The organism is Bdellovibrio sp. HCB209 (genome assembly GCF_047306065.1).
Lineage (GTDB): Bacteria > Bdellovibrionota > Bdellovibrionia > Bdellovibrionales > Bdellovibrionaceae > Bdellovibrio.
The window spans coordinates 1005939-1026039 of sequence record NZ_CP178618.1 but is presented as its reverse complement, the minus strand read 5'-3'; the positions used below and the strand labels follow the sequence as shown (position 1 = coordinate 1026039).

15 protein-coding genes are annotated in these 20101 nt (G+C 46.0%); 5 read left to right on the top strand and 10 right to left on the bottom strand.

From position 1 onward, the window contains the following. Nucleotides 1-18 precede the first annotated feature (18 nt). Both ACLVWP_RS05005 and ACLVWP_RS05000 read right to left on the bottom strand, forming a co-directional pair. Nucleotides 19-1002, bottom strand: a complete 984-nt coding sequence (locus ACLVWP_RS05005; protein WP_413560444.1) for a hypothetical protein — start codon at nucleotides 1000-1002, stop codon at nucleotides 19-21. A 3-nt stretch (nucleotides 1003-1005) separates the two neighbouring features. After that, complete coding sequence (locus ACLVWP_RS05000; protein WP_413560443.1) at nucleotides 1006-1806, bottom strand: hypothetical protein; 801 nt, start codon at nucleotides 1804-1806, stop codon at nucleotides 1006-1008. Nucleotides 1807-2067: 261 nt separating this feature from the next. Here ACLVWP_RS05000 and ACLVWP_RS04995 point away from each other — a divergent pair, with 261 nt between their 5' ends. Beyond that, complete coding sequence (locus ACLVWP_RS04995; protein WP_413560442.1) at nucleotides 2068-2757, top strand: hypothetical protein; 690 nt, start codon at nucleotides 2068-2070, stop codon at nucleotides 2755-2757. A gap of 55 nt (nucleotides 2758-2812) precedes the next feature. Here the strand turns inward: ACLVWP_RS04995 and ACLVWP_RS04990 are convergent, their stop codons facing one another. Then, nucleotides 2813-5074 (bottom strand): aconitate hydratase, encoded by a 2262-nt coding sequence (locus ACLVWP_RS04990; protein ID WP_413560441.1) that lies wholly within the window; start codon nucleotides 5072-5074, stop codon nucleotides 2813-2815. Between the two features lie 89 nt (nucleotides 5075-5163). Between ACLVWP_RS04990 and cobB the strand changes: the two genes are divergently transcribed. Next, complete coding sequence (gene cobB, locus ACLVWP_RS04985) at nucleotides 5164-5874, top strand: Sir2 family NAD+-dependent deacetylase (protein ID WP_413560440.1); 711 nt, start codon at nucleotides 5164-5166, stop codon at nucleotides 5872-5874. A gap of 87 nt (nucleotides 5875-5961) precedes the next feature. Then, a complete protein-coding gene (locus tag ACLVWP_RS04980; RefSeq protein WP_413560439.1) occupies nucleotides 5962-6258 on the top strand; it encodes a helix-turn-helix transcriptional regulator in 297 nt (98 codons plus the stop codon). Here ACLVWP_RS04980 and ACLVWP_RS04975 read toward each other — a convergent pair. Next, nucleotides 6255-6800 (bottom strand): hypothetical protein, encoded by a 546-nt coding sequence (locus ACLVWP_RS04975; protein WP_413560438.1) that lies wholly within the window; start codon nucleotides 6798-6800, stop codon nucleotides 6255-6257. The two genes, ACLVWP_RS04980 and ACLVWP_RS04975, sit on opposite strands and share 4 nt — an antisense overlap. 147 nt (nucleotides 6801-6947) lie before the next feature. Next, complete coding sequence (locus ACLVWP_RS04970) at nucleotides 6948-7271, bottom strand: hypothetical protein (RefSeq protein WP_413560437.1); 324 nt, start codon at nucleotides 7269-7271, stop codon at nucleotides 6948-6950. 177 nt (nucleotides 7272-7448) lie between these two features. Between ACLVWP_RS04970 and ACLVWP_RS04965 the strand changes: the two genes are divergently transcribed. After that, a complete protein-coding gene (locus ACLVWP_RS04965) occupies nucleotides 7449-7988 on the top strand; it encodes a hypothetical protein (RefSeq protein ID WP_413560436.1) in 540 nt (179 codons plus the stop codon). A gap of 259 nt (nucleotides 7989-8247) precedes the next feature. Then, nucleotides 8248-14349, top strand: a complete 6102-nt coding sequence (locus tag ACLVWP_RS04960) for a hypothetical protein (protein WP_413560435.1) — start codon at nucleotides 8248-8250, stop codon at nucleotides 14347-14349. Nucleotides 14350-14382: 33 nt separating this feature from the next. Here the strand turns inward: ACLVWP_RS04960 and ACLVWP_RS04955 are convergent, their stop codons facing one another. The 5 genes from ACLVWP_RS04955 to ACLVWP_RS04935 are packed head-to-tail and all read right to left on the bottom strand — an operon-like array spanning nucleotide 14383 to nucleotide 20098. Next, entirely contained in the window at nucleotides 14383-16389 is a 2007-nt protein-coding gene (locus tag ACLVWP_RS04955; RefSeq protein ID WP_413560434.1) for a BatD family protein, read from the bottom strand. Next, entirely contained in the window at nucleotides 16373-17125 is a 753-nt protein-coding gene (locus tag ACLVWP_RS04950) for a tetratricopeptide repeat protein (RefSeq protein ID WP_413560433.1), read from the bottom strand. Before ACLVWP_RS04950 ends, ACLVWP_RS04955 begins: the two co-directional genes overlap by 17 nt. Continuing rightward, nucleotides 17122-18186, bottom strand: coding sequence for a vWA domain-containing protein (locus ACLVWP_RS04945; protein WP_413560432.1), 1065 nt, complete (start codon nucleotides 18184-18186; stop codon nucleotides 17122-17124). Before ACLVWP_RS04945 ends, ACLVWP_RS04950 begins: the two co-directional genes overlap by 4 nt. Continuing rightward, nucleotides 18186-19196 carry a VWA domain-containing protein gene (locus ACLVWP_RS04940; protein ID WP_413560431.1) on the bottom strand — a complete coding sequence of 337 codons (1011 nt, stop codon included), beginning with the start codon at nucleotides 19194-19196 and terminating at the stop codon, nucleotides 18186-18188. Before ACLVWP_RS04940 ends, ACLVWP_RS04945 begins: the two co-directional genes overlap by 1 nt. Next, nucleotides 19193-20098, bottom strand: coding sequence for a hypothetical protein (locus tag ACLVWP_RS04935; RefSeq protein WP_413560430.1), 906 nt, complete (start codon nucleotides 20096-20098; stop codon nucleotides 19193-19195). The genes ACLVWP_RS04940 and ACLVWP_RS04935 overlap by 4 nt, the downstream gene beginning before the upstream one ends. Nucleotides 20099-20101 lie beyond the last annotated feature (3 nt).

Below are 20101 nucleotides of genomic sequence, written 5' to 3'. Positions count from 1 at the left end.
AAATTTCGTGTCTAGGAATTATTCTGAGTGCCGCAAACTGCCAGCTTGTAGCCCCAAAGCCTCTTCGATTTTTGCTTGGATAAGCGCATCTTCATCAGCGGTCGGAGATTCGCCCCATTGCTCATTAAAGACTTCCAAAGCTTTTTGATAGGCGGCCTTACCCTCTTCCAATTTCATGAAAGGAGTCGCCTTTTCTATTTCTTCACGTTGCTGTTGAAGGCTTGCTACCAAAGTATCCACTTGTTCAGTGATCATATTTTGATACTGGTCGTAACCCTCATCCAACATAAAGACGAAAAGAATGCTGAATATAACCGGGCTGTAAACTCGCTTAAACGTGTTATAGGCATCACGAGAATTTTGTGACTTAAGAGCCAACGCGATTTCTTTTTCGTGCTTATTGTAGCCATCACGAATGACCTTATACATAAGCTCCGTACTGATCGCTGAATCTTTCATTTTTGGCAGCCAGTAAGGGATTCCTGCGAACTGCATAATACGACTGTGTTGAAAGCGCCAAAGCTTATCGGTGATTTTAGAGATTCGACTGATATTCGCAGGATCATAGTGATCACCCCACGTTTTTACCAAGCCTTCTTTGAGCAACTGCTCTTTAATTATTAGATGAGTGGATTCTTCTAAACGCTGCTCACCATTTTTTGTGATCCAACGAGAGAGAGAGTCTTTTCTGCCGAACAAAGCCATTCCCAGCTCTACGGCATGTCTTTCCATCGCTTTTTCAGATGGAATACGGTCCAAGTGAGTATTTCTAAGAAGTTTTCTGACAGTGCGCTTTTTTCCCCAAGACAAGGACGCTTGCACTTCGTCGATAGTTTTACCATTGAATAGATATCCGGAGGTCTCTTTATTAACGATCTCTAACACCTCTTTCGGTGTCGGAGTGAAAACGGATTCACAGCGCAAAGCACGGGCCTTGGCCTGCCCGACAGGCAGACCAAGAGTCACAGCTAATGCTAACTTAAGAACCCGTTTTAACATCATGAACTACTCCAAAACTTGAACAGCAGATTGGATGCTTGTGCGAGTCAATTTGATCTCACGCAATACCACGTCAGCTTGAGAGTCAGACATACCAGATACGATACGACCGATGTTACCAGCGCTCATCAAGATCAAACCCAACTTAGCTTGGCCATAACCTGCACGGTCCGTTAAAGCATAAACTAGCAAGATCGCGCCTACACCTTGAGCTACATGGGAACCCAATTTCACGCGGTCTGTGCTGTCTTCGCTACTTTGATAAGAAGCCAATGTCTCTCTCATACCCACTACAGAAATTGAAAGCTGTTGCAAAAGTGAAGCTGTGCCTTTATCAGCACCTTTCATATTTTGTGCGATCTGTGCTTGAAGGTTCTCAAGATCTCTGTCGACTTTACCAGTTTCGATGTCTTTTTTAAGAAGCGCACTTGTTGTACCAGTTGCGATAGATGCTACTGCCGAAACCAACGACACGCTGATACCCATAAGAGCGCCCAGGCCTGAACCTTCGTGACCACTACGAGAAGTCACAAATGAAAGCGCCGTAAAGCCCAAACCGATACCTGCACCAATGATAGTCGCCGCATTGAAAATGCCACCTGAGTGATCACGTTTATCAACTGTTTTAGCAGTTTCAGCCAATGCTAGATCCAATTGACCTAGGTTTGCACGCAAAGCCGCGATGTTGTCTTGGGCTTGGGAAATAGCCTTATCCGTTGCCACAGCTGTTCTGTCTGTTTGTGCGAAAGCCACGCTTTGCATAGTCATCAAACCTGCCAATGATAGGCATACCAATTTCTTACTCATACTCTCTCTCCTTTGAATAAATGGCCGCGTCTCACTATGAGACACTGAAAGCCTTTTTAATTTGGAAGTTTGGAGTTCAAAGAAAATGCCGAGCCCGAATCGAATATATTGGAGTCAGCACCCCCAAACGACATTCTTCGCTAACGGTCTGTTTAAAAACTAACTGTGTACGATCCCACGACGATCGTGGAAAGTTTTCCCACGGGGTTTTGCTCTCCGTCGCAACCGACTATAGTGCATCTTCAATCTCGGAGAATGTTCATGCGCTTGCTTTTAAGTCTATTAATATTAAGCACGGTCTTCGCACAAACTGCGAGAGCAGCGATCACTGAATCTGACTTTTCAAACTTGATTTCGATCTTTCAAAAGAACTATTCCGATATTGAATTCCAAGGAAGCTGGGACAGCGACACCGTCAATGCTCAAGCCATGCGCTTTGACGACAGCAAACTGATTGTGATCTCTGGAGGCCTTGCGCGTGAACACGGCACAACCGTAGATAGCTTCGCCGTCATGCTTTGCCATGAGGTCGGCCATCACTTAGGAGAAAAGCCTTACTTCCCAGGATCTTTCGGAGCGCCAGGCTGGGCCTCTGGTGAGGGTGCTGCGGACTATTACTCTATTCATTCGTGCTTTAATAAACTCGCTCTAGAAATCCCTGAGCAAGCCATTACGCTGCCGGAGACTTACGAAAAAGATCTGCAACAGATTTGCGCGAGCCAAGCAGATACGAAGACTTGCCGCCGTTCTTTGATCGCGGGATTCATCATCGCCAAACTTCAATGGCAAGTGCTACCAACTAAAACCGCGGAACCAAGTCTGAATGCCGCAGACTCGACACGCGTGAAGTCCACGCTTTTAGAATACGGCAGCCCACAATGCCGCCTGGATACATTCATCGCAAGCGCAACGAACTCTGCCCGCCCTGCTTGCTGGTCACCCACAAAATAAAAAAACCCACAGTCGTTAAACTGTGGGTTTTAAAAATTGAGTCTTTAATCGACGATTACAAACCGCGGATCAAGTTCAGTGCTGAACCAGCGCGGAACCATTTCAACTGCTCAGAGTTGTATGTGTGCTTCGCTTCGATAGTCTCTGTAGAACCATCAGCATGCTTCAAGATCATTTTCACGTTTTTACCTGGAGCTAGATCTTTAAGATCTACCAACGAAACTTTGTCTGCTTCTTGGATCTTGTCGTAGTCTTTTGGATTTACGAAAGTCAGAGCCAACACACCTTGTTTTTTCAAGTTTGTTTCGTGGATACGTGCGAATGATTTAGTGATTACCGCTGTTGCGCCAAGATGTCTTGGGCACATAGCTGCGTGCTCACGAGAAGAACCTTCACCGTAGTTTTCATCACCAACGATGATCCAACCTTTGCCCGCTTTTTGGTAAGAACGTGCGATCTGCGCGTATTCCATACCAGCGTCGCCAGTCAGTTGGTTTTTACCTTTACCGATTTCACCTGTGAATGCGTTATCCGCACCCAACAACATGTTGTTAGAGATGTTGTCCAAGTGACCACGGTAGTTCAACCATTTACCACCCGGAGAGATATGATCCGTTGTACATTTGCCTTTTGCTTTCGCAAGAACCAAATTATCAACGAAGTCGTTACCATCCCATTTAGTGAATGGAGACAAAAGTTGCAAACGATCTGAAGAAGGATTCACAGCCACTTGAGCTGTTGCACCCGCTGGTTTTTGGTAACCCTCAGTGTCAGCGATGAAGCCTTTAGCAGGCAACTCTGGAGCCACTGGAGCTTGCAATTTGATTGTACCTTTTGGACCAACCAATTCATCAGTCGCTGGATTGAAATCCAAACGACCCGCAAGACCCAACGCCATTACGATTTCAGGAGAAGCGATGAACGCCAAAGTCTCTGGATTCGCATCGTTACGTGCGCGGAAGTTACGGTTGAAAGAAGTTACGATTGTATTCTTCTCGCCAGATTTAATGTCGTCACGTCTCCATTGACCGATACAAGGACCGCAAGCATTTGCAAGAACTGTAGCGCCAACTTCGTTGAACGTCGCCATTTGGCCGTCACGTTCAATTGTGTTTTGGATTTGTGTAGAACCTGGAGACACCAAGAATGGAGATTCCATTTTCACGCCAACTTCCATAGCTTGTTTCGCTACGAATGCTGCGCGACCAATGTCTTCGTAAGAAGAGTTCGTGCAAGAACCGATCAAAGCCGAAGAAATCTTAACTGTGTAACCTTTCTCAGCCACTTCTTTTTTAAGTGCAGAGATAGGACGAGCCAAGTCTGGAGTATGAGGACCCACCAAGTGTGGTTCCAACGCAGACAAGTCGATTTCGTAAACTTCGTCGAAGTATTTACCTGGGTTTGCAACAACGTCAGCATCTGCAGACAAAAGATCTTTGTGAGCATCAGCAACTGCAGCCAACTCGTGGCGGCCTGTTGATTTCAAGTAAGCGCCCATGCGGTCATCGTATGGGAACACAGAACAAGTCGCACCAAGCTCGGCACCCATGTTTGTGATAGTCGCTTTACCAGTACAAGAGATTGAAGAAGTACCTTCACCGAAGTACTCAACAACTTTATCCGTACCACCTTTAACAGTTAGCATTCCGCAAAGTTTCAAGATTACGTCTTTTGCAGAAGCCCAACCGCCAAGCTTACCTTTCAAGTGAACACCGATAAGTTTTGGATTTTTAACTTCCCATGGAAGACCAACCATAACGTCAGAAGCGTCAGATCCACCAACACCTACTGCGCACATACCCAAACCACCCGCATTCGGAGTGTGAGAGTCAGTACCGATCATCAAGCCACCCGGGAAAGCGTAGTTTTCAAGGATTACTTGATGGATGATCCCAGCGCCTGGTTTCCAGAAGCCGATGTTGTAACGAGAAGAAGCTGTTGCCAAGAAGTCATAAACTTCTTTGTTAGTTTGATTTGCAACTGTCATGTCCACGCCCGAGCCTTTGTAAGCTTGGATCAAGTGGTCACAGTGAACAGTAGAAGGAACTGCTGCTTCGTCTTTGCCTGCAAGCATGAATTGCAACAAAGCCATTTGAGCTGTCGCATCTTGCATTGCTACGCGGTCTGGTCTCAAAAGTAGGAAGCTTTCGCCACGAACTAATTCTTGATTTTGTGGATCGTCTAAGTGACCGAAAAGGATTTTCTCTCCAAGAGTCAAAGGACGATTCAAGCGTTTACCAACAACTGCGATACGTTCAGCTGTCTTCTTGTAAACGTTCTGCACCATTTCCGGTGTAGTTTCGATTTTAGAAGCCATTGTAATTGCCTTTCTGTAAAGAACGGCACATCCTAATGAAAATCAGTTGAAAACTCAATGAGTTGAGCAAGTTGTCACGAGGCATAATTTTGAATACTCATCTCTTCAAAAATATCGTCATTCTCACTGGGGCCGGCATTTCCGCAGAGTCAGGCATTCGTACATTTCGTGACCAAGATGGCCTTTGGGAAAACCATCGCATCGAAGATGTCGCTACTCCCGAGGCCTTTCATCGCGACCCGGAGTTGGTTCAACGATTCTATAATGCGAGACGATCTCAACTGAAAGACCCCAACGTACAGCCAAATGCCGCTCATTTAGCTCTGGCAGAGTTAGAACACGCTTGGGAAGGCGATTTCCTGTTGGTCACGCAAAATGTCGACAATCTGCATCGAAGAGCTGGCTCGCAAAACCTCCTGCACATGCATGGACGACTCGATCAAATCCGCTGCCTGTCTTGCGAAGAAGTCATCGTGTGGACTGAGGATTTAGCTGTAAATGAGAGCTGCCCTCAATGCGGAATCAAAGCCGCACTGAGACCTGATATCGTTTGGTTCGGAGAAATGCCCCACCACATGGACGAAATTTATTTTGCTCTGGAAAAAGCAGATTACTTTATCTCCATCGGCACCAGCGGAAATGTCTATCCCGCCGCGGGTTTCGTGCAGCTTGCATGGAAAGCGCGCAAGATCGAAATCAACGTCAAAGACACAGAAATTTCCCGCGCCTTTCAAGAACATCTGATCGGCCCCGCCTCTATCGAGGTTCCGAAGCTGGTTCGCCAGATCCTAGGGGAATAACCCCACCACTACCCAGCCACCGTTTCATTTTTGCATCGACTCCAGTCACAGATTGATTTTTACGTCAAATTGACGTATTCAATAATTATGACTAAGAAACGTGACGTGCGCGACTTATTTAAAACAAGACTGACCGTAGCTCGTTTTCTAAAAGCTTGGCGCTTAAGCGATGAAATGAGTCAAACGGAATACGCTAAATTCCTGGGAATTTCCGTACAAAGCCTTTGCGATCTGGAAAAAGGACGTCGCATCCCTTCCCCAGGTAGAGCAGCGAAAATAGCAAAAAAAATCGGCTATCCAGAGTCGGCTTTGATAAGCCTGGCGCTTCGCGATTCTCTGTATGCGGATGGCCTTAAGTACAACGTAAAACTTGAAAGCACCTAATTTAGTTGTGTGCTTTGAGCTGGTGGTTTTTGTTGCTGTGGAGCCGGCGGCAAACGGCAACTCACGGCTACTTGTGAGTAAGCTTGACCAGTGAATGTCGTCACCGTGCTTACCACTGCGCTAAATCTGCCATTGCTATCCGCTGCTGTTGAGTCTGCGACGATTGAAAAATCAAAAGGCGAATCCTCTGCCAGTGTTAATCCTGAAACCAACTCTGTGGCTTTTGTTGTCGCGGTTACTTCGCTAGCAGCGCTCACCAGTTCTGCGTGGCCGATTTGTTTTACCAACTGACTTGAATCATTCAACGTGTACGTATCAACTGCGATATGATTGCTATTATTTCTTTGTAGTAAAAACTTGAACCCAAGCTTTGCTGTCGGCAGTGATGAACTTTGCTGATCTGCCTGCGGAGTATAAATACAACGAAGCAATTCATTTGCTTCACCGGCTGGTTTTTGTGGAGGTTGTTCTTGCGCTCCGATAGCTGCGACTGCCGCCATGGAGATAATCGAAAACATGAGAGCGTTCAACATTCTTTCCATATTCTTCTTCCTCGCATACCCGAATCACAATCAGTTGTGAGTTCATGCAATAAGAGTACGGAAACAGGATTGAAGGACTATGGAAGATTGATTAAATTTTTCGTAATTCTGAAATAAAAAAGCCGGGCTTTAACCCGGCTTTTTAGTTTACCACGCTGAATAGCAGCGGGCTTCTGTGATCACTTGATCGGCGTCACGAACCATATATAGGCAGCTTGTCTCAGACATATGCAATTGCACGCGAGTATATGGGATTACATCACCATTTACGTTCACGATTTGAGACGGCATTGCTTCTACACCCAAAACTTTTGGAAGGTTGCAAAGCTCATCAAAGCTCATATCTTCACGAGCAGCCACAGTGTTCAGTGCATTCAACATGCGTGGTGATTTGTAAGTCGCACACATATTAGTTCCGGCAAAAGCCGCAGAAGAAAGAATCATCGTCAAAGTCACGATTGCAAAGCGCATATTAGGTCTCCTATTGATATGCGGCGCAACCTACCCGCCCCGTGATCTTGAGACAAACAGAACTCAGGCTTTCCACCGAAACGAAAGCTCACTGAAAACGCAAGCCAGACGCGCCGCTCCCCAGAAAGGCGGCAGGCGCCTCTTGACTCGTGGGTCTTGCGCGATAGGCTCTCGGCCATGTTGAAACTTGTTTTGCTTCTGTCACAAATTGTTTTCGCGGCTCCACAAACTTTGAACATCAATGGCAACTACACTAAAGCTTGCCACTTGATGGATGATGATTCGTTGATCACAAATTTAACGATCAATGATTCGCGTTGGACTTTTTCACATGTGGCTTATGAAGACGAAAAATGCACGAAGGCTTATTTGATTTACGAGCTTCAATACAAAGTGAAATCATCAGATCGTTATATCGATATGACGACAGTGCAAACGAGTTACACAAGTCTATCGAACAACGTGACTGAATCATTGAACATGATCAACTGGTGTGGTTTTTCTGATTGGAAAACTAACGTTGCCAAAGTTGTGACGGGTCAAGTTTGTGATGAATACAAATCTCCTGATGAAGGAGAAATTTTGTACACGACTTATCAAGTGAAAGCGCAAAATCCGTTGCTGATCTTTATGGGCACGGCTAGCAGTGAGCTAGATGGCAAGACTCCACAGACTCGTTATCAGATGACGGAGAGATTTCCGTACGCAAAACAGTAACTCGCCTTACGGCGATTGCTCTCCAATTAAGCATTTTTAAGAGCATGGGTTTTGTTTCAAAGTGAAACGGACTTAAGGTCTCATATATTAATTCCATGAAACGCATTCGTGTTATCGCGTACTTAGCTCGTGGTCGACTTTAAGTAGCTCGGGAAACGCCGATAAGTACTCCATGGAACACGTGTGTACGTTTTTGAAGTCCTCCATACGTTCTATAGCACTTGGCTTGGTGTCCTTGTTGAGCCTTGCCGGGTGCTCTATGGAACTTTCCTTGACGGATATTATGTCACCGAAAGCAGCCTCGTCTTTAGGCTGGGATCAAACTGCTTTACAGTCATCTGGTTCGCTACAAGCAACATGGACAAAACCAACAAGCTCAAAAATTGTTCAACAAGAACTTCTCTATTACGAAGGCGATTCTTGTGACAACCCCATTTTGCCAACACTTCAATTAAGCGCTCAAGATTCTTTCAACACTCCGACTTTCACTAAAGTCGAAGGCCAACAATACACGTATCGCGTTTACTCCATGGATGACACGGGCAAAGTCACACCTTCTGATTGTTCTGCGCCCGTGACATATCAAGACGCCTTCGCAGTCTCCATTGTTGGTAGCAATCAAATCAATGAAACAAATGTCACTGCTGCGGCTTTTACGGGTCGTTGCGTGCAAGATTCTAGCGTTGCTGTCTCTGCTTCGGGCACACCGAACATCACGACATTTACTTGTTCTGCAAATGGATTATGGAGTCGCAACATCGACCTATCTCCTCTTCCAGGCGTCTTTGCGGGGAATCTAGATTTTGCAGTCACGCCTCCTGGAGGTGGTATCGCTAAGTCTTATACAGTTGCTATCGACAAAGACTCGATCGCTCCGACAATTGATATTGATACACCTGCCACCATCAACACCGCCAACCAATCTGCCTACACAGTATCTGGAACATGTTCAGAAAATGGCAAAGTAGTCAGTCTTACCATAGGCACGGTCTCGGATACAGCGACATGCTCCACTGGCACATTTACAAAAACATTGGATCTAACAACTTTGACGGGAAATACAGTCTCGATTTCTGCGGTCCATAGCGACGCTCACACCAACAGCCGATCTAAGTTCGTTATCACTTCTCGTTATGTCACAGCTCCCACAATCACGTCGGTTGCAATTAACTCCGGAGCAGCTTTAACAAACTCTCTAACCGCGACATTGAATATCAGTGTTACGGGAGCAACGGAGATGTATATTTCCAACATTCCAGGATGCGCCTCAGGTGGTTCGTGGGAAACTTACTCCTCCACTAAGTCTTGGACATTGCCGACTGCAAATGCCAATAACACTGTTTATTTGAAATTCAAAGAAAGCCACGATAACGAAACTATATGTGTTAGCGACGATATCGTTCATGACGGAACTGCGCCGACGGTGACCATTGACTCCCCTCTTCTTGGAGCAGTAGTTTCATCGGCCAACGTAACATCATTTACCATCAGCGGAACTTGTTCTGAAAACGCTCGCTCGATTACATTCACAGGCCCAAATAGCTATTCGGGAACTACAACGTGTTCGGGCACTTCCTATTCGGCAATTCTAAATCTGACAGTAATTCCTCAGGGAAGCTTTCAATTAACAGCCTCTATGAACGATGCTGCGGGAAATACTGGTACGGCAACTTCCCCATCTTATAGTAAAGACACAGTTGCCCCGACTGGAACCCTTTCGATTGCCAGCGGTGCCGCCTCCACCGGTACATTAAGCAATACGCTAACTCTAACTTCGAGCGACACTAGTGGAGATATGTATATCACTAACACAGCTGGCTGCTCAGCCGATGGCGTATGGGAAACTTTTGCAACAAGCAAGTCATGGACTCTGGCCACTGCGGGTGCCACAAACACGGTTTATGCAAAATTCAGAGATGCCGCTGGAAATGAATCAAGCTGTACCTCAGATTCCATCGATCATTCTTTAGGCCCTATCACCGTATCTATGTCGACTCCAGTAGTCGGATCTTATGTAAATGCCTATACAGCCGCTTCATATAGTTTCTCAGGAGCTTGTTCTGAAGAGGGCAAATCCGTTGTCGTTACAATTACAGGTTTAGGTGATTACTCCTCGACATGTACTTCTGGCTCTTGGAGCGAAAGCATCAACCTTAGTACTTTAAGTGACGGTCCGATTTCCATCACTGTCAATCACAGTCGCTCGGCAGGCGTCGATGCGACTCCAGTTACCAGAAGCATCACTAAAGACACAGTGGCTCCCGCAGCAGACTCAATGTCGATTAATAATGGAGATACTCATACTGGCAGCTTGGCAGTCAGTCTCGGTTTAACAGGTTCGGGAACTCCCGCAGAAATGTACATCACAAATGCGGCAGCTTGCTTGTCCGGTGGTGTATGGGAAAATTTCAACGTTTATAAATCTTGGACGCTGACGACAGCGAACGCTACAAATTTTGTATACTTCAAAGTGCGAGATGCTGCTGGCAATGAGTCGAATTGTACAAGTGACTTCATCACTCACGACAGCACTTATCCAAATATTGCTTGGTCGACTCCCGCTGAAGACTCTTATATGAATATATATTCAGTGAATTCATTTGCAATGACCGGTCCATGCTCCGAAGCTGGCAGAGCAGTTTCAATCACTGTACCAGGTTACTCGCCTGCTGATACGGCAACTTGTAATGGGACTTCATGGTCTGGAAATATGAACTTCTCGGCTCTTGCTGACTCCCTTACCCCTTACGCGGTAAGGGTCTCAATCACTAACTCTACTGGAATCACTGCAACCGCTACACGCCGTTTTATCAAAGACACTGTTCGTCCACCCACTGCCACAATTACGGGAGCGCCTTCTGGAACTTTCACGGGTAGTACGTTAGACATTTCTGTAAGTGGCACAGATGTCACCAATTACACCTACTCACTCATTCCTCCCGGCAGCTCAGCACACTGTTATGCGACTACCTATTCATCGAGCTATCCAATTTCTACAAAAATATCCAACACTCTCACTCAAGATGGGACTTATACCCTTTGCACATATGCCTACGACAATGCTGGCAATCCAAGCACCAATCCCTCATATAACTCTTGGACTCGTGACGGAACGGCTCCCACAGTACTTTCTGTATCTTCATCAACGGCGAATGGTACATACGCCGCTGGTACCGCAGTGAATGTTAGAGTTGTCTTCAGTGAAAATGTAACTGTTGTTACTGGCCCAAATATCGAACTTGAAACAGGGGCAACAAAACGCCTGGCTACATATGTGAGTGGTTCAAATACTTCAACTTTGAATTTCACTTACACGGTCGTGATGGGAGACTCTTCAGCCGATCTTGATTATACGTCGACAACAGCGTTGGCATTAGGTGCCGGCTCTATCAAGGATGCCGCTGGGAATGCAGCGAATCTGACTCTTCCGACTCCCGGCTCCGCCAATTCTTTGGCAGGCTCGAAAGCAATCGTCATCAATGCTCCATATCCAGTGGCTGTACTAAGTGGACAACCGACTGGTACCACATCCGCAACGACCGCGAGTGTGACGGTGTCTGGCGCGACCGTGACGCAATATAAGTATGCGCTTATCACGAATGGTTCTTCGGCAACTTGCGCGACTGCCACATATGGTTCTGCAACGGCTATCGCTATACCTATTTCTATCGACATGACATTGCAACCAGTTGGACCAACAACACTTTGTGTGGTGGGCGGAAACTCGACTGGCTACTTCCAAGTTGCCACATCTGCGACGAGTGCTTCTTGGACACAAGACGGTATGCAGCCAATCAACATCACAACTTCAACTATGAATCGCGTGGACGAAGGCAGTGGCGCAAAAACTATTACACTTTCGATTCCTGTAGCAAGGTCTTCTGACTTTACTGTCTCTTACAAAGTTACAGGCGATGCCACGACAGCTAATTCAGATTTAACCTCAGGCTCTGTGACATTCCCGGCAGGTGCGACTTCCGTCAATATTCCATTTAATATTCTTAGCAATACTTCAGCCGACGGAGAAAAAGCACTCAACTTTAATTTAACGTCGACCACGGGAGCTACAACGTACTTAGGTAAAAACTATCAAGCCCAGTACTACATTGCTGATGACGAGAAAAATTTGACTGTTACCGATTTGGCGATCAATCGCCTACACAATTGCGCCATCATGAGCGACTCATCATTGCGCTGCTGGGGACACAATTCCACTTACGGTCGCTTAGGTGACGGAACGACTATGTTCCGGCAAACAGCGGTAACTGTTATGAGCGGTGCGTCATTCAAAGCAGTCAGTGCGGGACTTGATCACACTTGCGCAATCACGACCGGCGGCGACCTGTATTGTTGGGGCGGAAATACATATTATCAAGTTGGTGACAACACGGTCACATCTCGTACGAGCCCGGTTCTGATTGGTAGTGGATACTCCAGTGTTTCACTCGGGGAAGTACACAGCTGTGCTATCACCACTAGCAATAAACTTCGTTGTTGGGGCCGCGCTGACATGGGTCAAGTGGGTCATGGTACATTAGCGACACAAAGGGTTCCGCTGGATATCGACAATACCAATGATTATATTTATGTTTCAGCGGGATCTAAATCAACTTGTGCGATCACGTCTGCCAACAAGCTACGCTGCTGGGGACGTAATACTTATAATAATCTTGGTGACGGAACTACCGCTCAGAAAAATTCCCCTATCGATATTGATGCCTCGGAAAACTATGAGTTTGTTTCAATGGGATCTCATCACAGCTGCGGTATTCTTACTAATGGTGCGATGAAGTGTTGGGGCCGCAATACTACCGGTCAATTGGGCGATGGTACTACTGTAACACGCACAACGCCTGTTCTTATCAATAGCGCAGATACCTACAAGTTCGTATCTGCCAACGATGACACGACCAATGCAGACGGCCGTAGCTTTACGTGTGCGATCTCCGATTCAAATGTTTTGAAATGTTGGGGGATCAATACTCTGGCTCAGCTTGCGGACTTTACCGTTACGAATCGTAGTGCGCCTGTGGTTTCAGACAGTGGCACGACTTATACGTTGGTAAAGACTGCGAATAGCCGTGCTTGCGGTGTTACTGGTGATGGCGCACTCAAATGCTGGGGTGTTTTAAATAGAGATCCATTTCGCAGTAATCACCTCTACGGTGCAGGCCTGGGCAACGTGCTTTCTAGCTTCGGAAGTTTCTCTGAATACTTCACGAATTACAACTTTACCCAATTGGCAACCACAGCAATTGCGGCCAATGGTACTTCTTTAACTTGCGGTATTGATTCAAGTAAGTTGTATTGCTGGGGTTCATCAACGGTCTTCGGCGACTCTACTCTCTCGCCTTCTCGCAGAGCTGCCCCTATTATGCTCGATCCTTCCACAAACTACGCGTCCTTGGCTACAAGCCACGACGATGATATGTGCGCCATTACGTCCACCGGAGTGTTAAAGTGCTGGGGCACGAATAATTACGGTGAGTTTGGGAATGCAGTTACAATCGGTAACGCGCTCTATGTACCGACAACCGTCGACGCTGGAAAAGTTTACGCGCAAGTCTCGATTAAAGGACAAGTGCTTTGCGGTGTCACAACTACTGGAGAGCTCAGATGCTCGGGCTCAGGCAGTTACGGAAAAATAGGTAATGGCTCCACAGCCGACGTCACAAACTTTACGACTGTGGATAGCGGAACTACTTACAAATACGTCGAAGTCTCAGCTCTACACACATGCGGCATCACGACTGCTGGTGTATTAAAATGCTGGGGTAAAAATGAAACGGGCCGTTTGGGAGATGGCACAACGACAGACTCAACTTCACCAGTTGTTATTGATGCAGGCCAAGCTTACAAAAAAGTTTCTCTTGGAGGCTATACCACATGCGGTATCACAACGTCTGACATCTTAAAATGCTGGGGAAGCAATTCTGCGGGCTACGTGGGCAACAGTGGATCAAGTAACCAATTAACTCCGACTATTATCGATTCAAGCGCGCCTTATTCTTCAGTGAGCTTAAGTATGACTAACACCTGTGGAGTTCAAACTAACGGCACGTTAAGATGTTGGGGCGATCCGGTGTCAATGATGCCTGCAAACTACCAACCTCAGGAAACTGCAGGTTCGTCAGCTCTCAACTTTCCACTAACTGCTGACTCCGGCACGAGCTACTCCGCAGTTTACGTCGGTTCCAACGCTCTTTGTGGTAAAACCACGACAGGAACGTATAAGTGTTACGGTCGATCCAACGGAAAATTCTTTGGCGTAACCGACGCCGGAGCATCCGCGGAAGCCGTCGCTTCGGACGATGCGATGTCGTACTCACCAGTGTTCATGCACAAATGGCTCAACTACTAAAAACAAAAAGCCGGGTTCATCACCCGGCTTTTTTTATTTTTCTTCTTTAGAGGAAATCAACTGACTGATGACTTTCTTAGCGCGTTCGATGTTTTGTTTCATCGTGGCTTTTTCTTTTAAGCTTCCCAGCATCTCATCAGGGGCGAAGCTCATGGTTTGGAAGACTTCGAAAGTTTTCGTGATCTCGTCCCCATGATCGCGTCTTAAGCTTGGTGGGATCTGATTCAAAAGCTCATCAATTTTTTGAGAAGCCCCTGCCTCACCTGCCACTTGTCCCATGACCATATAAAAGATATTGGTCATTTCAGCGCCGACTTTGCGGTAGTCGTCTTTGCCTAAGGCTTGATCAACAACTTTGTAGCGTTTGCCGACTTGCTCTTTCAAAGTTCTGCGACGACGGCCCCAGCCGAATTCTTTTTGTGCTTTGAATAGCAACGAAAAGATCACGCCGGAATAAATCACGATCCACAACCACGGACGAGCCAAGACACTTGCTTGCGTTGAGGGCTGCCATGCCATGATCACGTCTGGAAGTTTGTTTTCAACCACCACCGGAGCTGCTGCGGGTTTTCCACCTTCAGCCATACGCTGTGAAGATCCAACCGGAGCGTTCGGGTTATTTACGATCTTCAAATTAATTGGCTCTGTTTTACGAGTGTAGTAAGTGCCAGATTTTGGATCGAACATGCTGACACTTAAAGCCGGGAACATCACTTCGCCTTCTTGGCGAGGGATCAACAAAACTTCGAACTCTTTATAGCTACGACCATTTTTGAAAAACTTCGAGTCTGATTTTGTATCATACTGCTCAAGACCTGTTGGCAACTGCATCGCTGGCAAATCAATCAGCTTCGCATTCCCAGCACCTTCAAAGCGAACTTTAAGACTCAAAGGTTGATTCACTGGGAAGCTTTGACCTTCCACTGTGGCATGTACATCAAACTGCCCTACTGCTCCAGAAAAATCAGAGGGACGTCCATCTACTGGCAATGGCTTTACTTTAATTGGAACCGCTGCCGAGCTTTTCGTGTACTCGTAAGGCTTAGTCATCATGCCCATTTGGCTTAATGTACGTACACGGGATTTAATTTTATAAGAATCAATACTAGCGGTACCCGCTTTGATCGGGAACAGAGCATGCGAAGCTAGCAATGCCTTTTTCCAAGGAATACCGCCAACATTCTGTTCATAGAACTGAATGCTTGGAACTTCCTCGATGATCTCTTTCCAGAAGCCTTTTAGATCCGGGAACTTCAAACGATCCAAAGTTTCCATCTGACCGCGAGTATAGATGTACCAGTTCACCGTGACTTGTTCACCCTCGTAAACTTCAGTTTTATCGACTTCCACACCGATAAAAAACGCATCATTTGGATTCGTCGGCAAACTTCTAAAAGCTGGGTTATCAATATTCGTAGACGATCCACGGCCGAACTGTTCATCCGGCATACCGCCACCATGTTGTTGCAACATTTGCTGCATCAATCTTTGGCGTTGTTGTAACAATTGATTGAACATATCTTCGTCGGCACGGTCCATTGAATCAAATGGATCATCAAAGCCTGGCAGACCTTGGCGAGGTCGTTGCTGTTGGCGTTGATTGCCGCCACCTTGCGCAGCTCCACCACCGCCCGTTCCAACTTTGATGACGATCGGTTGAGTTCTAAAGATCTTGCCACTCACCACAACTTCAAATGACGAAACACTTAAAGTACCTTGGCGCTGAGGAGTTAAAATATAAGAAAACTCTTTACGACGTTGAGTTTCAAATTGCATCCCACTTGGACCTGGAACTAATTTCTGCGCAACAGCGGTACTGCTGCTGGTATTCAAGAGTTCAAAACCATCCAAATCGGGAATGCGAGGATCTTGAATATCTACGTCTTCATTAGATACCGCTGAAATCGTGACCGTGAATGTGTCACCTAAGTTCATTTCATTGCGATCTACAGTTGCACTGACAGTTGTTCCCGCCGCTTGGGCAACAAAACTACTTAAAACAATGCTCAGACAGACGATGGAATTACCAATCTTTGTCACGAGGCTGCTCCTTCACTTCTTTACGATTATAGTCAGCGCGAATCTTAGATTCTTGCTGCTTAATCTCTCCCAGGATTTTCTTAACGTCTGCTTCGGAAAGCTCTTTACCTGCAAAGGGACGAGGTTTGTACTTTGGAGAGTTCTGGTACTGTTTGTCCTTTTGGTCTTTGCCGTCTTTACCGTCGTCTTTTTGATCTTTATTCTGATCCTGGTCGCCCTTTTGATCTTGCTGTTGCTGATCGCCTTTGCCGTCCTGGTTCTCTTTTTTATCTTTGTTTTCGCCCTGACCACCGCCACCTTGCTGCTGTTGGATCAGAAGCTCAATGTTAGTTTTAGTTTCTTTGCTATCAGGTACGATTTCCAAAGCCTTTTGATAAAGCGCAATAGCTTCATCAACTTTCTTTGCCTTACCTAAAAGCTGAGCCTCATTGAATCGCGCAACAAACATCATCTCGCGATCTTTCAGAGCCTCTGCCAGTCTTCCCGACTCTGCGTAGGATTGCTGTGCTTTCTCAGCTTGCTGCAATCCTTCAAAAGAAAGACCTAAGTTATTATGTAGGCGAGATAGGAACGGATTAAAACGCAAGGCTTCAATGTACTTGGTATTCGCACCTTGGAAGTTTTGTTTCGTCAGGTCGGCATTACCTTCGCGATTTAAAGACAACGTTTTCAGATGCGGTTGATTACCACATCCCGTAAGTCCTAAAAGAATGAATACAAATACTAAATTTCTCATTCTGCAGGCACCTCAAAGCGGCCCTTCCAGAAACGGAAGCCACGACGGCGCTCGCCAATGAACAATTCAAATGTCGCAATAATAATCCCGATCAAAAGTAAAATCTGAAAGCGTTCTTCGTATTGCGTAGCCATTGTTGTGTCGAACTGCGTTTTTTCTAAATGATTGATGTCTTCAAGCAAGTGTCTAACTTGATCACCGCCAACTGTTGCAAAGTAAAAGCTTCCTTTACCCGCTTCAGCCATCGCACGAAGGGCATCACCTTTAACGGTCGTGATAACAGTCTGACCACCACGATCTTTTTTATAGCCTTTAAGAAAGCCCATGCCATCACGCACCGGAATCGCGCCACCTTTTTCAGTCCCGTAGGCGACCGTGAAAATACGCGTGCCATCTTCAGCAAGTTTTTTCGCGGCATCAACAGCACCCGGTTCATGATCCTCACCGTCAGAGGCAATCAGGATCACGCGAGTTACTTTAACTGTGTCATCGGTTGAAACACCACCGCGCTCGAAAGCTTCTTTGGCAGTATTCAAAGCATCTGTGAAGTTCGTACCTTGAGTGGAAACAGAGTTTGTATCCAAAGCATCAATGTACATCTTAATCGCAGCTGGATCATTCGTTAGCGGAGACAACAATGCCGCAGATCCCGCAAAAGCCATGATCCCGATTTTATTACCCGGCATCAAATCAACCAGACGGTTTAATTCAGTCTTTGCTTGCGTCAGACGATTTGGTTTTACGTCCTCTGACATCATACTTTCAGAAACGTCGACAGCGAAGATAATCTCAACACCTTCACTTTTAACTTCTTGCTTACTTTGACCAAACTGAGGACGCGCCAATGCCAATACAAAGAAGAACACCGCTAGCATTTGAAGCACGGTTTTGATCGTACGCTTCTTTTGTGAAACCGAGCTTGAAAGGAACGGATATAGTCTTGAACCGATCGCGGCTTCCATTCTTTTACGCGATCTGCGATCAAAGAAATAGCCCACGATGATAATCACCGGGATGATCCACAAATAGTTAAAAGCTGCCATGTTTTCAAATCTAAACATTATGGCACCCTCCTTAACCATGTACGACCCAATAGCAATCCCGCCAAATATAGAACAATCGCAATCACCAGATAAGGCGGATACTTCTCTGTGTAGTTCGTGAACTTATTAACGTCGATTTTAGTTTTCTCTAGGGAATCGATGTCCTTAAAGACACCTTTTAAAGAGTCTTCCTTAGAAGCACGGTAGTACTTACCACCCGTTTCTTTCGCCATTCTTGCCAGCAAGTCTTCATTCACCGTGGAATCAAATGGCTGATAGGTCTTAATTTTTTGACCAAAGATATCACGGGAATAAATTGGAATGCGTGTTGGACCGTCTTTACCGATACCGATGGAATAAATCTTAATCCCATAACCTTTAGCGATATCAAGACCAGTCTCTGGATCGATGGTACCAGAGTTGTTTTCCCCGTCGGTCATAAAGATCACGACACGGCTTTTTGCTTGGGAATCTTTAAGGCGGCCCGCTGCATTCGCAAGAGCCACACCCAATGCCGTACCGTCTTTAATACGCGCACTCGCTGCTGTCGTGATTTCATCCACACGAGAAAGGATCAATTGATAATCCAAAGTTGGAGGAACCAGCGTAAAGGATTCCCCTGCGAAAATTACTAAACCAATACGATCCGAACTACGACCCGCGATGAATTGCTTAATCGTCTCTTTCGCCGCTTCCAAACGATTGAGGGGCTTCATATCCTCGATCAACATGGAATCTGAAATATCGAGGGCGATCACGATATCAATACCTTCGACATTCTTTTTTATTTTAGTATTCATCTCTTGCGGACGAGCTAGTGCAAAAATCGCCAAGGCAATAGCCATCGCCTTTAAAATTGTTGGAATATTCAACAAACGCGTACGCAAACTTGGCGTCACGGTTTTTAGGACCGCCACCGTTCCGAATTGCAATGTCGGAGTTTTGGATTTTTTTCTCCACAAAACCCAAACCACAACCGCGATCAAAGGAATAATCAACCAAAACGCTAATGGAGAGTGTATTGTCATGACAATCTCTCCATTTCCTCAACCAACAGGCGTGCGCGCTTAGAAAGGTTCAACACGTCAGAACCAGAGATCTTTTCTCTGTCTTCTACGGCGTGCAGGAATTCCTTAATAAGCTTTTCAAGTTCAACACCGGTTTCTTGATAAACTTTCGGGTGATATTTTTTTAGATCTTTAATAATTAAACGAGGACTCCACTCAAGCGCTGGGATCTTATAGCGACGAGTGATGTATAATTTCAGCATCTGGCGTGTTTCATCCAATGCCAAAGGAATGTCTTCTTTTTTAGGACTGCCACCAAAGAACACCGTGTTCACACGCTGCATACGACGGAATTTTTGATGGAACTCTTGCAAAGGTGACAACGCGGAATCATGCTCTTTCAAACGTTCAATAGTACGACGACGTTGAACCGAGCGGAAAATTTTAGTTGCCGCAAATAAAATGACCAACCCAACGACTCCCGCAAGAATCGCCCAATAAACCATCGGCACCGGAATCGCTAAAGGTCCCACAGGGCCATAAGGTTCTTGTTTCGGTTGTTGCTCGCCAGGTTTACCAGATGGTGGAGGAGGTGGTGGCAGAACACTGACCAATTGATACTGAACCTGGCCTAAATCCAAAGTTTCTGTACCGTCCGTCAGTTGCAAGTTATCAAACTTAATCTGAGCACCCGCCACATATGAAGTGACTTTCAAATCAGCTTGCGTGGGTGACCTAAATTCAAAACCTAGTAAGTGGATAGAGTATTTTTGTTCTGGAGACAGAACTAACTGCAACTTATCTTGCTGCAAAGTTTTTGGAAACTCCCCGTCACAAACAAGCAAAAACTCACGGCCGACCGTAAGCTCTTGGTCTTTCAGACCTTGGACGTTTGGAATTTCAACTTTACACTGTACAGCCATTAA

What these genes read in the sequence shown, in the direction of transcription:
- ACLVWP_RS05005 (WP_413560444.1), bottom strand. Translation starts at nt 1,002, where the DNA reads ATGATGTTAAAACGGGTTCTTAAGTTAGCATTAGCTGTGACTCTTGGT.
- ACLVWP_RS05000 (WP_413560443.1), bottom strand. Translation starts at nt 1,806, where the DNA reads ATGAGTAAGAAATTGGTATGCCTATCATTGGCAGGTTTGATGACTATG.
- ACLVWP_RS04995 (WP_413560442.1), top strand. Translation starts at nt 2,068, where the DNA reads ATGCGCTTGCTTTTAAGTCTATTAATATTAAGCACGGTCTTCGCACAA.
- ACLVWP_RS04990 (WP_413560441.1), bottom strand. Translation starts at nt 5,074, where the DNA reads ATGGCTTCTAAAATCGAAACTACACCGGAAATGGTGCAGAACGTTTAC.
- ACLVWP_RS04980 (WP_413560439.1), top strand. Translation starts at nt 5,962, where the DNA reads ATGACTAAGAAACGTGACGTGCGCGACTTATTTAAAACAAGACTGACC.
- ACLVWP_RS04975 (WP_413560438.1), bottom strand. Translation starts at nt 6,800, where the DNA reads ATGGAAAGAATGTTGAACGCTCTCATGTTTTCGATTATCTCCATGGCG.
- ACLVWP_RS04970 (WP_413560437.1), bottom strand. Translation starts at nt 7,271, where the DNA reads ATGCGCTTTGCAATCGTGACTTTGACGATGATTCTTTCTTCTGCGGCT.
- ACLVWP_RS04965 (WP_413560436.1), top strand. Translation starts at nt 7,449, where the DNA reads ATGTTGAAACTTGTTTTGCTTCTGTCACAAATTGTTTTCGCGGCTCCA.
- ACLVWP_RS04960 (WP_413560435.1), top strand. Translation starts at nt 8,248, where the DNA reads ATGGAACTTTCCTTGACGGATATTATGTCACCGAAAGCAGCCTCGTCT.
- ACLVWP_RS04950 (WP_413560433.1), bottom strand. Translation starts at nt 17,125, where the DNA reads ATGAGAAATTTAGTATTTGTATTCATTCTTTTAGGACTTACGGGATGT.
- ACLVWP_RS04945 (WP_413560432.1), bottom strand. Translation starts at nt 18,186, where the DNA reads ATGTTTAGATTTGAAAACATGGCAGCTTTTAACTATTTGTGGATCATC.
- ACLVWP_RS04940 (WP_413560431.1), bottom strand. Translation starts at nt 19,196, where the DNA reads ATGACAATACACTCTCCATTAGCGTTTTGGTTGATTATTCCTTTGATC.
- ACLVWP_RS04935 (WP_413560430.1), bottom strand. Translation starts at nt 20,098, where the DNA reads ATGGCTGTACAGTGTAAAGTTGAAATTCCAAACGTCCAAGGTCTGAAA.